General features: G+C 34.7%; 20 protein-coding genes and 1 pseudogene. 8 read left to right on the top strand and 13 right to left on the bottom strand.

The genetic code is table 11. The annotated features are described in order from the left end of the window. Positions 1–49: 49 nt before the first annotated feature. The 4 genes from K5I29_RS07870 to K5I29_RS07855 all read right to left on the bottom strand — a co-directional run bounded on the left by K5I29_RS07870 (position 50) and on the right by K5I29_RS07855 (position 3634). Positions 50–712: a hypothetical protein gene (locus K5I29_RS07870; RefSeq protein WP_264432234.1), complete on the bottom strand. Its 663-nt coding sequence runs from the start codon at positions 710–712 to the stop codon at positions 50–52. A 119-nt stretch (positions 713–831) separates the two neighbouring features. After that, a complete protein-coding gene (locus K5I29_RS07865; RefSeq protein WP_264432232.1) occupies positions 832–1788 on the bottom strand; it encodes a transketolase family protein in 957 nt (318 codons plus the stop codon). A gap of 24 nt (positions 1789–1812) precedes the next feature. Then, positions 1813–2661, bottom strand: a complete 849-nt coding sequence (locus K5I29_RS07860; RefSeq protein WP_264432231.1) for a transketolase — start codon at positions 2659–2661, stop codon at positions 1813–1815. 259 nt (positions 2662–2920) lie between these two features. Then, positions 2921–3634 (bottom strand): polysaccharide deacetylase family protein, encoded by a 714-nt coding sequence (locus K5I29_RS07855; RefSeq protein ID WP_264432229.1) that lies wholly within the window; start codon positions 3632–3634, stop codon positions 2921–2923. Between the two features lie 112 nt (positions 3635–3746). On the opposite strand from K5I29_RS07855, the gene K5I29_RS07850 reads away from it, so the two are divergent. Further along, entirely contained in the window at positions 3747–4235 is a 489-nt protein-coding gene (locus K5I29_RS07850) for a peptide-methionine (S)-S-oxide reductase (protein WP_264432227.1), read from the top strand. Position 4236: 1 nt separating this feature from the next. Here the strand turns inward: K5I29_RS07850 and K5I29_RS07845 are convergent, their stop codons facing one another. The 4 genes from K5I29_RS07845 to K5I29_RS07830 form a co-directional block, all read right to left on the bottom strand. Continuing rightward, a complete protein-coding gene (locus K5I29_RS07845; protein ID WP_264432226.1) occupies positions 4237–4365 on the bottom strand; it encodes a hypothetical protein in 129 nt (42 codons plus the stop codon). Positions 4366–4387: 22 nt separating this feature from the next. Then, positions 4388–4738, bottom strand: coding sequence for a DUF2200 domain-containing protein (locus K5I29_RS07840; protein ID WP_264432225.1), 351 nt, complete (start codon positions 4736–4738; stop codon positions 4388–4390). A 6-nt stretch (positions 4739–4744) separates the two neighbouring features. Continuing rightward, the gene (locus K5I29_RS07835; protein ID WP_264432223.1) at positions 4745–5458 is read right to left on the bottom strand and encodes a potassium channel family protein; all 714 of its coding nucleotides are present in this window, start codon (positions 5456–5458) and stop codon (positions 4745–4747) included. Between the two features lie 158 nt (positions 5459–5616). Beyond that, entirely contained in the window at positions 5617–5850 is a 234-nt protein-coding gene (locus tag K5I29_RS07830; protein ID WP_264432221.1) for a hypothetical protein, read from the bottom strand. A 191-nt stretch (positions 5851–6041) separates the two neighbouring features. On the opposite strand from K5I29_RS07830, the gene K5I29_RS07825 reads away from it, so the two are divergent. After that, entirely contained in the window at positions 6042–7187 is a 1146-nt protein-coding gene (locus K5I29_RS07825; protein ID WP_264432216.1) for a DcaP family trimeric outer membrane transporter, read from the top strand. Here the strand turns inward: K5I29_RS07825 and K5I29_RS07820 are convergent, their stop codons facing one another. Further along, positions 7188–7874 carry a pseudouridine synthase gene (locus tag K5I29_RS07820; protein ID WP_264432214.1) on the bottom strand — a complete coding sequence of 229 codons (687 nt, stop codon included), beginning with the start codon at positions 7872–7874 and terminating at the stop codon, positions 7188–7190. Between the two features lie 93 nt (positions 7875–7967). Here K5I29_RS07820 and tgt point away from each other — a divergent pair. The 6 genes and pseudogenes from tgt to K5I29_RS07790 all read left to right on the top strand — a co-directional run bounded on the left by tgt (position 7968) and on the right by K5I29_RS07790 (position 15116). Beyond that, positions 7968–9096 (top strand): annotated as a pseudogene (gene tgt / locus K5I29_RS07815) (tRNA guanosine(34) transglycosylase Tgt). 26 nt (positions 9097–9122) lie between these two features. Next, the gene (locus tag K5I29_RS07810) at positions 9123–10202 is read left to right on the top strand and encodes an LptF/LptG family permease (RefSeq protein ID WP_264432212.1); all 1080 of its coding nucleotides are present in this window, start codon (positions 9123–9125) and stop codon (positions 10200–10202) included. Next, positions 10189–11085 (top strand): DMT family transporter, encoded by an 897-nt coding sequence (locus K5I29_RS07805; RefSeq protein WP_264432211.1) that lies wholly within the window; start codon positions 10189–10191, stop codon positions 11083–11085. The genes K5I29_RS07810 and K5I29_RS07805 overlap by 14 nt, the downstream gene beginning before the upstream one ends. A 61-nt stretch (positions 11086–11146) precedes the next feature. Continuing rightward, positions 11147–12100: an acetyl-CoA carboxylase carboxyltransferase subunit alpha gene (locus K5I29_RS07800; protein ID WP_264432209.1), complete on the top strand. Its 954-nt coding sequence runs from the start codon at positions 11147–11149 to the stop codon at positions 12098–12100. A 140-nt stretch (positions 12101–12240) separates the two neighbouring features. Further along, the gene (gene dnaB, locus K5I29_RS07795) at positions 12241–13791 is read left to right on the top strand and encodes a replicative DNA helicase (protein WP_264432207.1); all 1551 of its coding nucleotides are present in this window, start codon (positions 12241–12243) and stop codon (positions 13789–13791) included. 65 nt (positions 13792–13856) lie between these two features. After that, positions 13857–15116, top strand: a complete 1260-nt coding sequence (locus tag K5I29_RS07790; RefSeq protein ID WP_264432205.1) for an asparagine synthetase B — start codon at positions 13857–13859, stop codon at positions 15114–15116. 21 nt (positions 15117–15137) lie between these two features. Here K5I29_RS07790 and K5I29_RS07785 read toward each other — a convergent pair whose 3' ends face one another. The 4 genes from K5I29_RS07785 to accC form a co-directional block, all read right to left on the bottom strand. Further along, positions 15138–15377: a VF530 family protein gene (locus tag K5I29_RS07785; protein ID WP_264432202.1), complete on the bottom strand. Its 240-nt coding sequence runs from the start codon at positions 15375–15377 to the stop codon at positions 15138–15140. Positions 15378–15455: 78 nt separating this feature from the next. Continuing rightward, on the bottom strand, positions 15456–15962 hold the full coding sequence (locus K5I29_RS07780) for an FKBP-type peptidyl-prolyl cis-trans isomerase (RefSeq protein WP_264432201.1): 507 nt from the start codon (positions 15960–15962) through the stop codon (positions 15456–15458). A gap of 189 nt (positions 15963–16151) precedes the next feature. Next, a complete protein-coding gene (locus K5I29_RS07775) occupies positions 16152–17693 on the bottom strand; it encodes an acyl-CoA carboxylase subunit beta (RefSeq protein ID WP_264432199.1) in 1542 nt (513 codons plus the stop codon). A gap of 41 nt (positions 17694–17734) precedes the next feature. Then, positions 17735–19171 carry an acetyl-CoA carboxylase biotin carboxylase subunit gene (gene accC / locus K5I29_RS07770; protein WP_264435178.1) on the bottom strand — a complete coding sequence of 479 codons (1437 nt, stop codon included), beginning with the start codon at positions 19169–19171 and terminating at the stop codon, positions 17735–17737. Positions 19172–19184 lie beyond the last annotated feature (13 nt).

Genomic DNA, 19184 nt, shown 5'->3' with positions numbered 1-19184 from the left:
TAGCAAATAACTAATATTAAAAAATCCCAAATGTAAATTTGGGCTTTTTTTATGGAGTTAATTCAATGGTAACGGTAGTAGGTTTTATTTGTAAAAGATTTTCTTCAGCACTTTTTTTCTCGTCATCCGTTCGGTATATTTTGGTAATAAACTGGTCAGTTTTTATGCTGTTTAAAGCCAAATTGTAATAAAAAAAGTTTAAACCCGATGCGTAAAACTGATTTTTAATTGTTGGATGATTTTGTGTTTCAAGATAAATGGTATGGTCTAATCGCGTTTTCTTTTTATTCTTATAAAAGTTTAATTCAATATGCGAATAATCATCAACACCAACTTGTTTTGCATTATAATACCTGTTTTTGTTATTTTTAATGGCTTCCCAGTTTGTTGTGCCTTTTTCATATCCGGTAATTAATTTACCAATATCATTTACATTTTTTAGCTGCGTGCTGTCAGGAAAAATAAAACGATAATATTGCGCTACATTACGATCGTAAAGTTCTGCAGATTTTATACTAAAATTATCTGTCATTTTTACGTACAAAACGTAATCGGGATTTGTTGTATGGTTTAAATATAATTTTTTAAACGAGCTTCCGTCTGCCCAATTTACCTGATATATGGTATAATAATTAAAATCATATTTGTCTTTCTCGTTACTATTTTGTGCAAAAGATAGTAGAGAAATGAATAAGCAAACAATAAGTTTCATGGTTAACTAATTATGAGAAAGTTTTAAGTTTAATTTAAAAAATTATATTTAAATATTTTCTTTTTTTCAAAAAAAATCCCGCTGTAAAACAGCGGGATTTTTAATATATATTTTAAAGATTATTTTTTTCTTGCTATTACTTTTTCAGCAGCAGCAACAATATCTTTATCGGTTAAACCGTATTTTTCCATTAATTCATCTGGTGTTCCAGATTCACCAAAGCTATCTTTTACAGCAACAAATTCTTGAGGAATCGGATTGTTTGTGCTTAAAGTTCTTGCAACGCTTTCACCTAAACCACCTAACATATTATGTTCTTCAGCCGTAACTACACAACCTGTTTTGGCAACCGATTTTAAAATGGCTTCTTCGTCTAAAGGTTTAATGGTGTGAATGTTAATAACTTCAGCCGAAATGCCTTTTGCTTCTAAAGCTTCTGCAGCTTCTAGTGCTTCCCAAACCAAATGGCCCGTAGCAATAATAGTAACATCGGTACCTTCGTTTAATAAAACAGCTTTACCAATTACAAATTCACCATTTTCTGGTGTAAAGTTTGGAACAGATGGACGACCAAAACGTAAATAAACCGGACCAACATAATCTGCAATAGCTAAAGTTGCCGCTTTGGTTTGGTTGTAATCGCAAGTATTAATTACCGTCATGCCAGGTAGCATTTTCATTAAACCAATATCTTCTAAAGTTTGGTGCGTTGCTCCGTCTTCACCTAAAGTTAATCCAGCGTGCGAAGCGCAAATTTTTACGTTTTTGTCTGAGTACGCTACCGATTGACGAATTTGGTCAAAAACACGTCCGGTAGAAAAGTTTGCAAACGTTCCGGTAAACGGAATTTTACCACCAATGGTCATTCCTGCTGCAATACCAATCATGTTTGCCTCAGCAATACCGATTTGAAAAAAACGTTCTGGGTGATTCTTTTTAAAATCATCCATTTTTAACGATCCAATTAAATCGGCACAAAGTGCAACAACATTTTCGTTTTTTTGTCCTAGCTCGGTTAAACCTGCACCAAAACCAGAACGCGTATCTTTATTTCCTGTATTTGTATATTTTTTCATGGTCTTTTAAATCAAAATAAGCTATTAATAATCTCCTAAAGTAACTGGGTTTTGAGCCAATGCAGCTTCTAATTGTGTATCATTTGGCGCTTTACCGTGCCATGCATGCGTGTGCATCATAAAATCAACCCCGTTACCCATTTCAGTATAAAGTAAAACACAAACAGGTTTTCCTTTACCTAAACGAGATTTAGCATCAGCCATTCCGTTTAAAATAGCTTCCACATTATTTCCTTCTTTAATTTCTAAAACATCCCATCCAAAAGCATCAAATTTTGCTTTTAACGATCCCATATTTAAAACTTCGTCCGTTGGTCCGTCAATTTGCTTACCGTTTAGGTCAATAGTAGCAATATAATTATCTACATTTTTAGCAGCTGCATACATAGCCGCTTCCCAAATTTGTCCTTCTTGTAATTCTCCGTCACCATGTAACGAAAAAACGGTATGCGTATCACCATTTAATTTTTTAGCTTGAGCTGCACCAATTGCAACCGACATGCCTTGTCCTAAAGAACCAGAAGCCATTCTGATGCCTGGTAAACCTTCGTGCGTAGTTGGATGCCCTTGTAAGCGTGTGTTTAATTTTCTAAAAGTAGCCAATTCTGCCACCGGAAAATAGCCCGAACGTGCTAAAACACTATAAAGAACCGGCGAAATATGTCCGTTTGATAAAAAGAACAAATCTTCATTTGTTCCATGCATATCAAAACCTTCTTTACGGTCCATGATGTTTTGATATAAGGCTACTAAAAACTCAGCACAACCCAAAGAACCTCCAGGATGTCCAGAACTTACAGCATGTACCATACGAAGAATATCTCTTCGAACTTGTATTGTTAAATCGTTTAGTTGTTGCGTGTTTGGTTTCATAAATTGTGTACTAGTTAAACGCTAGCAAAGATAGCGTAAAATATATATCTATTCTAAATTTTTACTATAAACCCCAGCTTAAAAACAGCAAAAAAATACTTAAAAAGCAATTTATTGCTTAATTCATAATCTGTGGTTGGGCGTTCCGCAGGTTGCTTGTTGGGCAACCCACGGCGGGCTTTTTGCACTCGCAGTTACACCAAAAAAGGCGTAACATGCTCAAACAACCGCTGCAATCCCTAACGCAGCTGCGCCAAAGCTAAAACAAACGCAATTTGCCGAATTTCAGTTTTAGCTTAAATTTTAAAAGCGAATCTTCTCCTTTTATATCAATTCGTAAAATTTCGTAAGGATTTTTAAACGGAAACTGATTAACGCGATTGCCAATTCGCAAACCAAATTGCATTTTGTTTTGGTTTAAAAGTTTAAAAAACTGCTGTTTTTCTTCTTCCTTTTTTTTGGGATATTTTCCATACGGATATGCAAAAGCCGGATAAACATCTAACTTGTTTTCTGTAATAAACTGCTCGCTTAAATTAAAATCCGTTTGCATGGCTTGAGCATCTATTTGAGCAAAATTTGCATGCGCAAACGAATGGTAACCCAATTCTATATTTTTTGGTAAATTTTGTAAATCTGATACCGACATAATTGCTTCGGTACCTGCATTCCAACCATCAAAACCACCCACGTATTGAAACGGAATAAAAAAAGTAGCTTTCATGTTGTATTTTACAAGCAACGGCACCGCGTATTGCAATTGATTTCGTGTAACATCATCAAAAGTTAAAACCACGCTTTTAGGCGCTATTTTAGTTTGATTTTGTAACTCAGCTAAATGGTACGTGGTATATTGTGCAGCGTGTAAAAATTGCAATTGTTTTTCTAGTTTTTCTGCCGAAAGGCTTAAACCTTTCGATTTCTGATTGGTAGCAACCAAGTTGTGGTACATTAAAATGGGTAAAGCACTCATTTTTATTGTGTTTATAAATTCAACTTTAAAAGTACTATTTTTAATGCGATTGTTTGTGGTTCAAGTACAAATTTGTCAGGTATTAAATCAAAAAACGACTATAAATCAAAAAATGAATAATAAAATTGGATTTGGTGGAGGATGCCATTGGTGTACCGAAGCTGTTTTTCAGTCTTTACACGGAGTTGAGAAAGTAGAACAAGGATGGATTGACAGCGAACCGCCGTACAATTATCCATCAGAAGCTATGATTGTACATTATAACGAAACCATTTTGTTGGCTGATTTAATTGCAATTCATTTACTAACGCACAGCAGTACAAAACAACATAGCATGCGTGGCAAATACCGCTCGGCTGTATATTATTTTAATTCGGACGATGAAAAACGAATTGCGACAATTTTAGAAGAATTAAAAAAACAAGATTTACAAAATTACATAACCTTAAATTTAAAGTTTGTTGGTTTTACACAGAATAAAGAAATGCAGTTAAATTATTATTTAAAAAATAAAAAAGCACCTTTTTGTACAGCTTATATAAGTCCTAAGTTAACAGCTTTGCGAGCAAAATATGGTGCTAAAGTAAAAAATGATTTTTAAGTTATAAGGCGCTATTTTGAGCTTCGAAAATGCCTATGTAATGGGCTATTTTATACATAATAAATGCTAAAACAGCTAAAATTAAAACGGTATATAAAATCATTTTAGGTTGTATTGTTTTTTTGGTCATGATAAATAGTGGTTGAAAGTAATTAGTCACGTAAAATTTTTTCCATTTTCTTGCCTTTTGCAAGTTCGTCAACAAGCTTATCTAAATAACGAATTTTTTGCATCAGCGAATCTTCAATTTCTTCTACGCGATAACCACAAATTACACCTTTAATTTTATTAACATTGGGGTTTAGTAAAGGTGCTTGGTTAAAAAAAGTTTCAAAATTGGTTTCGTTCGTTAAAATTTCTTGAAATTGTTGCTCGCTGTACCCCGTTAACCAAAAAATAACTTCATGAAGTTCAGCAACGGTTCTTCCTTTACTTTCTACTTTTTTAACATAATGCGGATAAACTCCGGAGAATTTCATTTTAAAAACACGATCGTTTTTCATTTTTACTTATTGATTTTGAGGTGTTTTTGGAGTTTTTTTATTCACGCGTTGTACTTCATTGGTCATATAAACCGTAAATATCGGGAACATCATCATTCCTAACGAAGGTAAAATAACCGATAAAATTCGGCCTACAGCGGTAACTGCATATATGTTAGAACCAACCGTGGTAACATTCATAAACGCCCACCATAATGAATCGGTGTAGTTTACAACAGCCGGATTTACATTGTGTTCCATTACAAAAAATAGTAAACTGGCAAAATAAACCGTAGCCAATAACATGGTTAAATACGATACAAATAAGCTGGTAACTTTACTTTTTGTAAAACGGCCAACAATAATGGCTAACGCATAACCACCGCGAACTAACGGAATAAAACGTATAAAATACGCAGCTTCATTACTTAGTTCAATATGATAAGCATCAATTATGCTTAAATAAGGAATTGATATGAAGAAGAATATAAAATGCGATTTAAGATAAGCAAGCTTGTGTTGGGTAAAAATTAATTCTAAAAAAAAGTCGAATAGAAAAAAAAGACAAATCCAAAGCTGAATTTTTAAATACGAACTTTCTTGTTGAAAAGGCACATTGGTAAACGTGTCGTACGAAATGCTTATGATAAGAAAAAGCGATAGAATTAATATAATTACATGTAAAAGACTGTAAACGTCTTTTTTAATAATAGCTAGCTTGACCGAATCGAATTTTATCATCTTGTAAATATTAAATGCGCTAAAACAATTTTTACAACAAAACGCAGTTGGTTGTAATATGATTTTAATTAGGTTTTGAGTGAAACAAAAATACTAATTTTGTAGCGATAAAATGAGATTTAAAAATAGAAATACAACTGGGTATTTAGCGCAACTTGTTATTTTGCCTCGTTTTCACGGTCAAAATAATCTCTTTTTTGTTGCATAATTTGTAAGGTTATATCCCAATTGTTTCTTGTCCAATTGTTTATATGTAAATCACTTTTCATTTGCTTTTGCGTAGCATTCGTTTCCAGAATATAACGCGCATTGTAAGCTAATGTTGTAGCACAAAAAGAAGTGAATTCGTCATTTTTTTGACTAACGGTTAAATGTGTAATTTGATGGCTCATAATAAACAAGTTTTTATAGAAAAGTTTTTGATGTAAAGCTTAGCATCACTAAAGTACTAAAAAAAAGCACTAAAAGCATAAAATTGTGTTAAATAATTATAACGAAGTTTGAACTTAAAGATGAAATGTTATAGTCAAGTAGCTATTAATAACCATTTATTTTGGTTGTAGGAGGAAAAATGAAATGAATAATGAAGAATTTTTTAACAACTAGCTTATTTTTAATTTGTATTTATTGTAATGGACAACGCCTTGTCTTTAAACCTCATAACGATTCTCCGTGGAGCTTGGATTTTTCAGGCTATGTTCAGGCGGACGTTATTGTTGATAATAAAAAGCTTACGTATATAGATGGATATTATCCAACTTATATGGAATCTAACCAAACCGATTATAATACCTATATTACCATGCGTCAAACGTTAGTTGGCGTGGGCATAAATAATAATGATGCCGGTTTACGTGGTTATGTTGAGTTTAATTTTATCGGACCCAATAACCAAACGCAATTTAATCTTCGTAAAATTTACTTAACGTACAAAAATTGGTTAATTGGCCAAGATTGGAGTACTTTAAACGATTTAGGAACGTGGCCCAATTTATTAGATTTTAATGGCCCAAATGCTGCATTATATGCAAGAAGAATCCAGATTAAATACTTAGAAAAAATAAGCAGCAAAATAGAATATGCTTTTTCATTAGAAGATCCCAATACGCCCAGCCTTACTTTACCCGAAAATGATTTTATGTGGAAAAAAAATCAAATTTTCCCGAATGTTGTTGGAGCTTTTAAATACGGAGCTAAAAGTTACATTCGCGGGGCAGCTATTTTAAGCCCGATAAGTTATAAGCGTAATTTAAACTTGAGCAATGATATGCAAAAAATGCAAACAACTTTGGGGTACGGTATACACGCATCTTCGCTTTTATATACCAATGCATTAAGTAATTTTAAATTGGTTGCCGCAGCCGGGTCTGGTATTGCAACCAATGTAATTTCATTTTGGGAAGAAGGTTATGATGCGGTTGTAGATCCTAATAATCCAACCCGATTGCAAAAACTACCCGTTTATTCGGGGGTTGCAGCTTATGAGCATTGGTGGAATAACCGATGGAGCTCCGTTTTGTTTTACAGCTATTCTAATGTAGGTAAAGGAAAATATATGGAGAAAAATCAGTACAAAACCATTCAACATTTTGGTATAAATACCATTTATCAACCAACTTCTTATTTTAAAACAGGATTCGATTTTACGTATGGATTTGTAGATCGATATCAAGTTTCTACAACTTTCGAATCTGCCCGATTACAACTTTCTACTGCTTTTATTTTTTAATTAAGGTAGATTAAAATCTAATATTTTGGCAACGCGATTAAATTCATCCGAAAGATTTGCTTCAATTGTTATTAAGGTATTTAATTTTGGATGCTGAAATTGTAGCGTTTTTGCATGTAATAGCATGGTATTCATATTATGGGTTTCTAACCACAATTTGTTTTGCTTGTTACAACCATGCGGTCTGTCACCCAAAATAGGATGCATAATGTGCGCAAAATGTTTACGAAGTTGATGCATGCGCCCTGTTTCGGGCTTAGCTTCTACCAAGCTGTATCTTGAAGTCTGGTGTTTGCCAAAGGGCAATTGTATTTCGGCAGTTTGTAAGGTTTTAAATTGTGTTACCGCATCTTGTTCAATTCCAGCATCGTTAAACAAGGCATAATCAATGCGCATTTCTTGCGGAGCAAATCCACGTAAAATAGCCCAATAAGTTTTTGTAATGGTTTTGTCGGTAAATTGCTGGGTTAAGTTTTTGTTTGTTTCTTTATCTAAAGCAAATAATAAAACGCCAGAAGTTTTTCTGTCTAAACGATGAACCGGATAAACTTTTTGCTGAATTTGATCGCGTAATAACTGAATGGCAAATTCACTTGCATCTCGAGCAATTGGGCTTTGATGTACCAGTAAATCGTGTGGTTTGTTTATGGCTACAAGATATTCGTCTTGATATAAAATTTCTAACATTGCGCAAAAGTACAATTTTAAGACGAAATTATTTTTATAAGGTTTTACTTCCGAATTAAAATGAATTATATTTGCCGATTGTAAAAGATTGTTATGAAGTTCGAATTATTACATACAGATTCGCAGTCGCAAGCGCGCGGGTAAAGTTACTACAGATCATGGAGTGATAGAAACTCCTATTTTTATGCCCGTAGGTACGGTAGCTTCGGTTAAAGGCGTACATCAGCGTGAGCTAAAAAACGATATTAATCCAGATATTATATTAGGAAATACTTACCATTTATATTTACGTCCCAAAACCGAAATTTTAGAAAAAGCGGGTGGTTTACACAAGTTTATGGGCTGGGATCGTAATATTTTAACCGATTCGGGTGGATATCAGGTTTATTCGTTAGCTGGACGTCGAAAAATTAAGGAAGAAGGCGTAAAGTTTAAATCGCACATTGACGGATCTTACCATTTTTTCTCACCAGAAAACGTAATGGAAATTCAGCGTTCAATCGGAGCAGATATTATTATGGCGTTTGACGAATGTACACCATATCCGTGTGATTACCGATATGCACAACGTTCTATGCATATGACGCACCGTTGGTTAGACCGATGCGTAAGTCATCTAGAAAAAGTGCCGGTAAAATACGGATACGAGCAAACGTTGTTTCCAATTGTACAAGGTTCTACTTATAAAGATTTACGTGCACAATCGGCAGAATATATTGCTAATGTTGGAGCACAAGGTAATGCAATTGGTGGTTTATCTGTTGGTGAACCTGCCGAAGAAATGTATGCAATGACCGAAGTTGTTACGGCCATTTTACCTAAAGACAAACCAAGATATTTAATGGGCGTTGGAACACCTATTAATATTTTAGAGAATATTGCTTTAGGAATTGATATGTTTGACTGCGTAATGCCAACGCGTAACGCACGTAACGGAATGTTATTTACCGCTTACGGATCAATCAACATAAAAAATAAAAAATGGGCAGACGATTTTTCTCCAATTGATGAAATGGGGCATACGTTTGTAGATTTAGAATATTCTAAAGCGTATTTACGCCATTTATTTGTTGCTGATGAATATTTAGCAAAACAAATTGCTACCATTCACAACCTAGGTTTTTATATGTGGTTGGTTCGTGAAGCACGCCGTCAAATTTTAGCCGGAACTTTCCGTGAATGGAAAGATAAAATGGTTAAACAAATGGATAACAGATTATAAAAAGTTACGCAATATAAACGTGGTATATGCTGGGTATTATTGATAGATACATATTAAAACGCTATTTGGCAACCTTTTTTGTCATGCTGCTCATGTTTATCCCAATCGGGATAATTGTTGACGTGGCCGAAAAGGTAAACAAAATGCTTGCAAATAAGGTGCCGATAGATAAAATTTTAAAATATTATTTAGATTTTACCATCTATTTTGCCAACATGTTGTTTCCGATATTTTTATTTTTATCGGTAATTTGGTTTACATCTAAGCTAGCAAACAATACCGAAATTGTAGCAATTTTAAGTTCCGGAATTTCGTTTACGCGATTTTTACGTCCGTATTTAGTTGGGGCAACCATTGTTTGTGTTTTTGTTAGTATTATGGGCTTTTATTTGGTACCAAATGCCAGCAAAGGTTATAATGATTTTAGGTACACGTATTTAAAAAATAATGCCGAAACCCGGGAGTCGTTAGATATTTACCGACAAATTAGTGCTGATGAATTTATTTATGCAAGTAACTTTATTTACGGAACTAAAACAGGATATAATTTTTCTTACGAAAAGTTTAACGACAACCAATTAGAATATAAAATTTCTGCCAATCGTATTAAGTTTAATCCAGAAGATACAACCTATACATTGTACGGCTATAACAAGCGTACCATTGGCGAAATGAATGATATTTTAGAACGGGAAGATGCTAAAACCATGAGGTTTAATTTTGATGTAGATGATTTAGTTCCGGTTATTTATGCGGCCGAAACCATGTCGTTAAAAGAATTAAACGATTTTATTGATAAAGAAAAAATTAGAGGTTCTTCTAACATCAATACTTACGAGGTAGTTAAATACCGCAAATACAGTATTCCAATTTCTGCTTTTATTCTAACCATAATTGCAGTTTCAGTTTCGTCAATTAAACGACGTGGCGGAATGGGGATTAATTTAGCCATTGGTATTGCTTTGGCTTTTACTTACATATTTTTTGATAAAATTTTTGGAACCTTGGCCGAAAAATCTTCTGTTAGTTCGTTAGTTGCCGTATGGTTGCCTAATGTTGTTTTCGGAATTTTAGCCATTTATTTGTTACGTAATGCAAAACGTTAAGCTTAAAAGCTATTTACAATTACATCTTATTGTTTTAATTTGGGGTTTTACTGGGGTTTTAGGAGAATTGATTCAAACCTCGGCAGCAACAAAAACATGGTACAGAATGACCATTGCTTTGGTTGTAATTTTTATTTACGCCAAGCTGAAAAAAATTAGTTTAACGTACGACCGAAAAACCATAATTAAATTTATGCTTTGTGGCGGTATTATTGCTGCGCATTGGTTGGCTTTTTTTAAAGCTATCGAAATTTCAAACGTTTCAACAACTTTAGCAACGCTTTCTACCGGAGCATTTTTCGCCTCATTTTTAGAACCCATTTTTTACGGACGCCGCATTGTTTGGTATGAAGTTTTATTTGGCGTTTTTGTTATTTTTGGATTGTATTTAATTTACGGAGTTAACGAAGGTGCATATTTAGGCGGAATTTTATTAACCTTAGTAGCAGCTTTTTTATCCGCATTATTTTCAATAATTAACGCTAAGTTTGCTGAAAAATATGATCCTACTGGCGTTTCGGTTTACGAAATAGTTGGTGGTGTTTCTTTATTATCCATTTATATGTTTTTTATTGGTGATTTTGGCCCTCAGTTTTATACCTTATCTACCAATACCTGGATTTTTATTGCCATTTTAGGCGTGTTTTGTACCGCTTATCCGTTTGTAGGTTCTATAAAAATTATGAAATATATTTCGCCATATACCGTAATGTTAACTATAAATTTAGAGCCCATTTATGGTATTATTTTAGCTGTAATTTTATTTCCTGAAACAGAAAAAATGGGGCCAGAATTTTATATCGGGGGTGCCATTATTTTAGGAACAATTATATTAAACGTATTAATAAAAAACTACTGGAACGTAAAACAGATAGAGAAATAGCATTTTTTTTAAATAATATTTTATCTTTGTAGTCCAAACTAGCATTCAAACTCAAAACAACATGGAATATTTAGATTTTGAATTACCGATTAAAGAATTAGAAGAGCAATTAGCTAAATGTGAATCTTTAGGTAAGGAATCAAATGTAGATGTAACTGCTACACATAACCAAATTCAACAAAAGTTAGAAGATACTAAAAAGAATATATACCAAAACCTATCGGCGTGGCAACGTGTTCAATTATCAAGACATCCAGATCGTCCGTATACATTAGATTATATTAAAGCTTTATGTGGCGATACGTTTCTAGAATTATTTGGAGATCGTGGAGTTAAAGATGATAAAGCCATGATTGGTGGTTTAGGTAAAATTGGTGATCAATCATTCATGATTATTGGTCAACAAAAAGGTACCAACACAAAAACGCGTCAGTACCGTAATTTTGGTATGGCAAATCCAGAAGGTTACCGCAAAGCTTTACGTTTAATGCGTATGGCAGAAAAATTTGGCATTCCGGTAGTAACTTTAATTGATACTCCAGGAGCTTACCCAGGTTTAGAAGCTGAAGAACGAGGACAAGGAGAAGCTATTGCTCGTAATATTTTTGAAATGTTCCGTATTCAAGTGCCAATTATTACTATTATTATTGGTGAAGGTGCATCTGGTGGTGCTTTAGGAATTGGTGTTGGAGATAAAGTTTTTATGCTTGAAAACACATGGTATTCTGTTATTTCTCCAGAATCTTGTTCTTCTATTTTATGGAGAAGCTGGGAGCATAAAGAACGTGCTGCCGAAGCTTTAAAACTAACTTCATTTGATATGAAACAAAATAATTTAGTTGACGATATTATTCCTGAACCGCTTGGTGGTGCACATTACGATCGTGAAACAACATTTAACACGGTTAAAGAATACATTTTAAGTTCGTACGCCATGTTAAGTAAAATTCCGATGGAAAGATTACGTGCAGAACGTATTGAAAAATACAGTAAAATGGGTGTTTTTAACGAATAAAAACATAAAACATATTTTAAAAATCCGATATCATAATTATGATGTCGGATTTTTTATTCGATTAAAAGATTTCTATCTTGCTTCATACAATTTATTAAAAAAAACAAGCAACTCGAATTTTTTATTTCTATTTTTGTCATATGGAAAATTTAGATAAAATATCACCCCTTAAAAAATTAGATAAATCTACACTGATTAGTCTTGAAAAAGGGAAACTTCCGCCTCAAGTTTTAGAGATGGAAGAAGCCGTTTTAGGTGCTATGATGATTGACACCAAAGGTGTTGATGAGGTGATTGATATTTTAGTTCCGCAAGCTTTTTATAAAGAAGCGCATCAAACCATTTACGAGGCAATTGTAAGCTTGTTTCAGGACGGGGCACCAATTGATATTCTTTCGGTTTCAGAAAGATTACGTAAAATGGGCAAATTAGATCGTGTGGGTGGCGATTTGTATTTAATAGAATTAACCCAACGCATTTCATCTTCAGCGCATATTGAATACCATTCACGTATCATATTACAAAAGTTTATTCAGCGTAGTTTAATTCGTATTTCGAGCGAAATTATTGAAGAAGCTTATGATGAAGCTACCGATGTTTTTGATTTACTAGATAAAGCCGAAGCACGTTTATACGATGTTGCCCAAGGAAATACAAAACGCAGTGAAGAAACCGCACAAAGTTTAGTAAATCAAGCCAAAGCCGTTATTGAATCTAAAGGAAAAGAAGGCGTTGATATTGGAATTAAAACTGGATTTACTGAATTAGATAACCTAACTTCAGGTTGGCAACCGTCCGATTTAATTATTGTGGCAGCACGTCCGGGTATGGGTAAAACCGCTTTTGTACTTTCTATGGCACGTAACATTGCCATTCAGTACGGTAAAGCTGTTGCGTTTTTCTCGTTAGAAATGTCATCGGTGCAGTTAATTACACGTTTAATTTCTGCCGAAACCGGATTGTCATCAGAAAAATTACGTAAAGGTGATTTAGAAGAGCACGAATGGACGCAATTAACCAATAAAGTTTCAGATCTAGAACAATCTAAAATATTTATTGATGATACGCCATCTTTATCTATTTTCGACTTGCGTGCTAAAGCACGTCGTTTAAAATCTAAACACGATATCAGTATTATAATTATTGACTATTTGCAGTTAATGACAGCAGGTGGTAACAACAAAGGCGGCGGAAACCGTGAGCAAGAAATTTCTACCATTTCGCGTAACTTAAAGGCATTAGCTAAAGAATTAAATATTCCGGTTATTGCACTTTCTCAGCTTTCTCGTGCGGTAGAAACTCGTGGACCATCTAAACGTCCGTTGCTTTCTGACTTACGTGAATCTGGAGCGATTGAGCAAGACGCCGATATTGTTTCGTTTATTTATCGTCCTGAATATTATAAAATTGACACCTGGGATGATGAAGAAGAAACACCAACCCAAGGCCAAGCCGAATTTATTGTAGCAAAACACCGTAACGGGGGCTTAGATAACATTCGTTTAAAATTTATCGGATCGCAAGGTAAGTTTGATAATTTAGATTCAACAGGAATTGATTTGAATGAATTACCATCTCGAATGAATGACGATTCATCGCCATTTCCTTCACCATTCAATCCGCCATCAGCTAACGAAGCTTTTGGTAGCAGTATGAATCATTTTAATGACGATAACGACGTACCGTTCTAAAAATACAAATCTCAATTTTATATTGGGATTTTTTATTTTATATTTAGCTTATAATCTGTTACGCTATGGCTCGTTTATTTTTGTTTCTTTTCTTTTTTCTATATCAAACCACAAGTTTCGCTTCGTACATCCTAATTCCTATGGATCACGACAATCAAAAAAATCATTTAAAAGCTTACGGAATTACATATTGGGCATTAGCGCAAAATATAAAGGTGCAATGGTTATTAAATTTCGAAGGCGGAAGTTTTTTATTAGCTGATGCGCCGCATATTCGTAAAGAATGTCAAATTCGTGGTGTTTCATATCAGGTTTTAACCGATGCCGAGCAGCAACAATTAATCCAGGAAATAGCAGCGCCCTCGCAAAATCAAGAAGTTGTTTTGTTAGAAAAAGCACCTAAAATTGCGGTTTATACGCCATCGGGCAAAATGCCTTGGGATGATGCCGTAACGTTGGTTTTAACTTATGCCGAAATTCCGTTTACGCCCGTTTATGATACCGAAGTTTTACGAAACGATTTAGTTTTGTACGATTGGTTGCATTTGCACCACGAAGATTTTACCGGGCAATACGGAAAGTTTTTTGGTGCTTATCGAAGCGCACCTTGGTACATTGAGCAAAAAAAACAAGCCGAAGAATTGGCACAAAGTTTAGGATACAACAAAGTTTCTGATGCTAAATTAGCAGTAGCTCATAAAATTCGAGATTTTGTTATTGGTGGCGGATTTATGTTTGCTATGTGCTCGGCAACCGACAGCTTTGATATTGCTTTATCTGCAGAAGGCGTTGATATTTGCGAACCAATGTTCGATGGTGATGCAACTTCACCCAATTATCAAGCGCAAATAGATTATGCTAAAACTTTTGCGTTTAAAGATTTTGTTTTAGAAAGAAGCCCAACGCGTTATGAATTTTCAGATATTGATATGACCGAGCAACGCCGTATTTTACCTGATGTAGATTATTTTACGTTGATGGAATATTCGGCCAAGTGGGATCCTATTCCAACCATGTTATGTCAAAATCATACCCAATTGGTAAAAGGATTTATGGGGCAAACTACCGCTTTTAACCCCGAATTGGTAAAAGCCAATGTTTTAGTGATGGGAAAAAACATGCAAAATAATGAAGCTCGTTATATTCACGGAACCAAAGGCAAGGGCATGTTTACTTTTTTTGGCGGACATGATCCGGAAGATTATCAGCATCGGGTAGGAGATGCACCAACCTTATTAGATTTGCATCCCAATTCGCCTGGTTATCGGTTAATTTTAAATAATATATTATTTCCAGCAGCCAGAAAAAAACCGCAGAAAACTTAAAAAAACAAATCGAATTCGGTATTACGAATTCGATTTGTTTTTTTTAAGATGTGGATAAATTTTTACATACAAACGCTCAACTTTTTCTCTAGCCCAAGGCGTTTTACGTAAAAAAGTTAAAGACGATTTGATGCTCGGATCTTTTAAAAAGCAGTTTACCGGAATCTCTTTTCCTAAAGCATCCCAACCTTCAAAAAACTCAACCATTTCTTCTAATATATTTTGCAACTTCATGCCATGAAGCGGATCTGGATTTGTCATGTATTTTATTTTTACAAATATACAATTGCAAACGCTAAACAAAAAAAAAACGCTTAACCAAAGTTAAGCGTTTGTATATTAATGAGCTTCGTTTCCGTCAGCACCGTGTGCATGACCGTGAGCTAATTCTTCTTCAGTAGCTGGGCGTGTGCTAACAACTTCAACATCAAAGTTTAAAGTTTTACCTGCCATTGGGTGATTTAAATCAACAATAACCGCTTCATCAGTAACTTCTAAAACAACAGCAGTAAAGTTGTTACCTTGGTTGTCAGATAATGGTAAAAATGCGCCAACTGGTGGTAAACCTTGTGGGTGATCTTTAAACATATCAATTGGTAATTGTGTAACTGCGTTCGGATCTTTTTCACCGTAAGCTTCTGCCGGAACAATTACAAACGATTTTTTATCTCCAGTTGTTAAACCAGCAATTTCTTGTTCAAATTTAGGAATCATCATTCCAACTCCGTATAAGAAGGATAATGGTTGTTCTGCGTTAGATTGCTCTACGAATGTTTTTTCACCATTTTCTTCAATGGTATGTAATGTGTAGTTTAAAGTAACTACATGGTTGTTTTCTATTGTCATGTTTTGTTTTTTTGTGGACGAAAAATCCTTAGTGAAGTAAAGGTACTATTTTATTCCAGTTTCTTTACGTAAATATTTAGATTATCTTTTCAAATACTATTCCTTTTTTTATTAACTGACTAACTGACAGATAAAAAAAAACGTTCAGCTACAGCTGAACGTTTTTAGTAAAGAATATAACTTGAAATATTACAACGGAATGTTACCGTGTTTGCGGTTTGGCGTTGCAACTACTTTATTTTCTAGCATTTTAAAAGCTTTAATTAACTTTCTGCGTGTATCTTCAGGAAAGATAACTTCATCAATAAAACCGCGTTGTGCAGCTTTATACGGATTGGTAAACTTACGTGCGTATTCAGCTTCTTTCTCAGCTAATGTTGCAGCAGGATCGGCAGCTTCAGCAATTTCTCGTTTAAAAATAATTTCTGATGCACCTTTAGCGCCCATTACTGCAATTTCAGCACCTGGCCATGCGTAATTTAAATCGGCACCAATGTGTTTAGAATTCATAACATCATAAGCTCCACCGTAAGCTTTACGAGTAATTACGGTAACTTTTGGTACGGTAGCTTCTGATAAGGCATATAATAATTTAGCACCGTGAACAATAATTCCGTTCCATTCCTGATCTGTTCCTGGTAAAAAACCTGGTACATCAACTAAAACTAATAACGGAATGTTGAAAGCATCGCAAAAACGTACAAAACGCGCCGATTTTGTAGACGAATTTACATCTAAACAACCGGCTAAAAACATGGGGTTATTTGCTACAATACCAACTGATTTACCACCAATGCGAGCAAAACCTACAATAATGTTTTCTGCAAAGTTTTTATGAATTTCAAAAAACGAATCTTCATCAATCACGTGGTTAATTACCTCGTGCATGTCGTAAGGTTTGTTTGCGTTGTCTGGAACAATGGTATTTAATTGCTCGCGCACTTCGCTTCCTAATTCATAAGGTAAATCTTCAACAACTTCTTGATTGTTTTGAGGAATATAGCTTAATAAACGTTTTACATCTTCTAAACATTCTACGTCATTAGCCGATGTTGTATGTGCTACTCCAGATTTGGTAGAATGTGTTGATGCACCACCCAATTCTTCAGCAGAAACTTCTTCATTTGTTACGGTTTTTACTACGTTTGGTCCGGTAACAAACATGTAAGATGATCCTTCAACCATCATCGTGAAATCGGTCATTGCTGGAGAATAAACAGCTCCGCCAGCACAAGGACCCATAATGGCAGAAATTTGTGGAATTACACCAGAAGCTTGTACGTTTCTGAAAAATATGTCGGCATAGCCGCCTAACGAACGAACACCTTCTTGAATGCGCGCACCGCCAGAATCATTAAGACCAATCATTGGTGCACCAACTTTTACGGCCATATCCATCACTTTACAAATTTTTTCGGCATGCGTTTCTGATAACGCGCCACCAAAAACAGTAAAATCTTGTGCAAAGGCATAAACTAGACGCCCGTTTACGGTTCCGTATCCGGTAATTACGCCATCGCCTAAATAATGTTCTTTATCTAAACCAAAATCTTTGGTACGGTGAGTAACAAAAGCACCGATTTCTTCAAACGATCCTTCGTCAAAAAAATATTCAATGCGCTCGCGTGCGGTTAATTTCTTTTTTGCGTGTTGCGCTGCAATACGTTTTTCGCCTCCACCTAATTTTGCTTCGGCTAATTTTTTATTTAATATATCGAATTTTGAATTCATGTTTTTTGCTTTTACGTTTTTAAAAATGAGATTAATAAAAACTACAATTTAGTTGGTACGCGTAAAATTTGTTGATCGGTTAAATATTGTTTTAAAGCTAGCATTGCTGCAACTTCGGCTTCTTTAGCTTGATTTTCTTTAATGATTTCTGGGCTGTAAAATTTTTTAACAAAGTTGGTGTCAAAATTTCCAGAAACAAATGCATCATGCTCTATAACAAATGTTCCGAAAGGTAAGGTTGTGCTTACGCCTTCAATTTTATAATCTTGAATGGCTTTTAGCATAATTTGAATGGCTTCGTTACGATCTTTACCATAAGTGATTAGTTTTGATAACATTGGATCGTAATAAATAGGCACATCCATGCCTTGTTCAAAACCATTATCAACACGAATTCCTTCGCCTTGCGGTAAAATATACGTTTCTAAATTTCCTACAGAAGGTAAGAAATCGTTTAACGGATCTTCGGCATACACACGCAATTCTAACGCATGGCCTTTAATATGTAAATCTTCTTGTTTTATAGGAAGTACTTCGCCGCGAGCTACGCGAATTTGCATCTCAACTAAATCAATTCCTGTAATTAATTCGGTAACCGGATGTTCCACTTGCAAACGCGTATTCATTTCTAAGAAGTAAAAATTTTTGTTTTCATCTAACAAAAATTCAACCGTACCAGCACCCACATAATCACAAGATTTTGCCACTTTTACAGCAGCTTCGCCCATGGCTTTACGAATTTCTGGAGTTAAAACGGCTGAAGGCGCTTCTTCAACTACTTTTTGATGACGGCGTTGAATTGAACATTCGCGCTCGAATAAATAAACTACATTGCCGTGCGTATCGGCTAAAACTTGAATTTCGATATGACGCGGAGAAGCTACATATTTTTCAATAAAAACAGATCCATCACCAAATGCCGATGTTGCTTCTGAAATGGCGCGTTGCATTTGCGATTCAAAATCTGATTCTTTTTCTACCACGCGCATTCCTTTTCCACCACCGCCTGCAGAAGCTTTAATTAAGATTGGAAAACCAACTTCTTTAGCTACTTGTTTGGCTTCATCAATATCGGTAATGGCGTGATCTAAACCAGGAACCATAGGAATGTTATACGCCTTAACGGTTTCTTTAGCTGCTAATTTATCGCCCATTACTTCGATCGCATGAGATTTTGGACCGATAAATGTAATGCCGTTTTGTTCGGCTAATTGTGCAAATTTTGAATTTTCTGATAAAAATCCGTATCCGGGATGAATGCCATCAACGTTTAATGCTTTACAAACTTCAATAATTTTATCGCCTAAAAGATACGATTGGTTAGAAGGTGCTTCGCCAATGCAAACAGCTTCGTCAGCAAATTTAACGTGAGGCGATTGACGATCGGCAACTGAGTAAACCGCCACCGTTTTAATGCCCATTTTACGAGCTGTTTTCATTACACGTAGTGCAATTTCACCACGATTTGCAACTAATATTTTTTTTTTTTTT

This window comes from Flavobacterium agricola, assembly GCF_025919725.1.
GTDB classification, from domain to species: domain Bacteria; phylum Bacteroidota; class Bacteroidia; order Flavobacteriales; family Flavobacteriaceae; genus Flavobacterium; species Flavobacterium agricola.
Note: the sequence above shows the minus strand (reverse complement) of the source record. Positions and strands in the feature narration are given on the sequence as shown.

What these genes read in the sequence shown, in the direction of transcription:
- K5I29_RS07860 (WP_264432231.1), bottom strand. Translation starts at nt 2,661, where the DNA reads ATGAAACCAAACACGCAACAACTAAACGATTTAACAATACAAGTTCGA.
- K5I29_RS07855 (WP_264432229.1), bottom strand. Translation starts at nt 3,634, where the DNA reads ATGAGTGCTTTACCCATTTTAATGTACCACAACTTGGTTGCTACCAAT.
- K5I29_RS07845 (WP_264432226.1), bottom strand. Translation starts at nt 4,365, where the DNA reads ATGACCAAAAAAACAATACAACCTAAAATGATTTTATATACCGTTTTA.
- K5I29_RS07775 (WP_264432199.1), bottom strand. Translation starts at nt 17,693, where the DNA reads ATGAATTCAAAATTCGATATATTAAATAAAAAATTAGCCGAAGCAAAA.
- dnaB (WP_264432207.1), top strand. Translation starts at nt 12,241, where the DNA reads ATGGAAAATTTAGATAAAATATCACCCCTTAAAAAATTAGATAAATCT.
- K5I29_RS07850 (WP_264432227.1), top strand. Translation starts at nt 3,747, where the DNA reads ATGAATAATAAAATTGGATTTGGTGGAGGATGCCATTGGTGTACCGAA.
- K5I29_RS07840 (WP_264432225.1), bottom strand. Translation starts at nt 4,738, where the DNA reads ATGAAAAACGATCGTGTTTTTAAAATGAAATTCTCCGGAGTTTATCCG.
- K5I29_RS07790 (WP_264432205.1), top strand. Translation starts at nt 13,857, where the DNA reads ATGGCTCGTTTATTTTTGTTTCTTTTCTTTTTTCTATATCAAACCACA.
- K5I29_RS07810 (WP_264432212.1), top strand. Translation starts at nt 9,123, where the DNA reads ATGCTGGGTATTATTGATAGATACATATTAAAACGCTATTTGGCAACC.
- K5I29_RS07835 (WP_264432223.1), bottom strand. Translation starts at nt 5,458, where the DNA reads ATGATAAAATTCGATTCGGTCAAGCTAGCTATTATTAAAAAAGACGTT.
- K5I29_RS07870 (WP_264432234.1), bottom strand. Translation starts at nt 712, where the DNA reads ATGAAACTTATTGTTTGCTTATTCATTTCTCTACTATCTTTTGCACAA.
- K5I29_RS07780 (WP_264432201.1), bottom strand. Translation starts at nt 15,962, where the DNA reads ATGACAATAGAAAACAACCATGTAGTTACTTTAAACTACACATTACAT.
- K5I29_RS07830 (WP_264432221.1), bottom strand. Translation starts at nt 5,850, where the DNA reads ATGAGCCATCAAATTACACATTTAACCGTTAGTCAAAAAAATGACGAA.
- K5I29_RS07800 (WP_264432209.1), top strand. Translation starts at nt 11,147, where the DNA reads ATGGAATATTTAGATTTTGAATTACCGATTAAAGAATTAGAAGAGCAA.
- K5I29_RS07865 (WP_264432232.1), bottom strand. Translation starts at nt 1,788, where the DNA reads ATGAAAAAATATACAAATACAGGAAATAAAGATACGCGTTCTGGTTTT.
- K5I29_RS07825 (WP_264432216.1), top strand. Translation starts at nt 6,042, where the DNA reads ATGAAGAATTTTTTAACAACTAGCTTATTTTTAATTTGTATTTATTGT.
- K5I29_RS07820 (WP_264432214.1), bottom strand. Translation starts at nt 7,874, where the DNA reads ATGTTAGAAATTTTATATCAAGACGAATATCTTGTAGCCATAAACAAA.
- K5I29_RS07805 (WP_264432211.1), top strand. Translation starts at nt 10,189, where the DNA reads ATGCAAAACGTTAAGCTTAAAAGCTATTTACAATTACATCTTATTGTT.
- K5I29_RS07785 (WP_264432202.1), bottom strand. Translation starts at nt 15,377, where the DNA reads ATGACAAATCCAGATCCGCTTCATGGCATGAAGTTGCAAAATATATTA.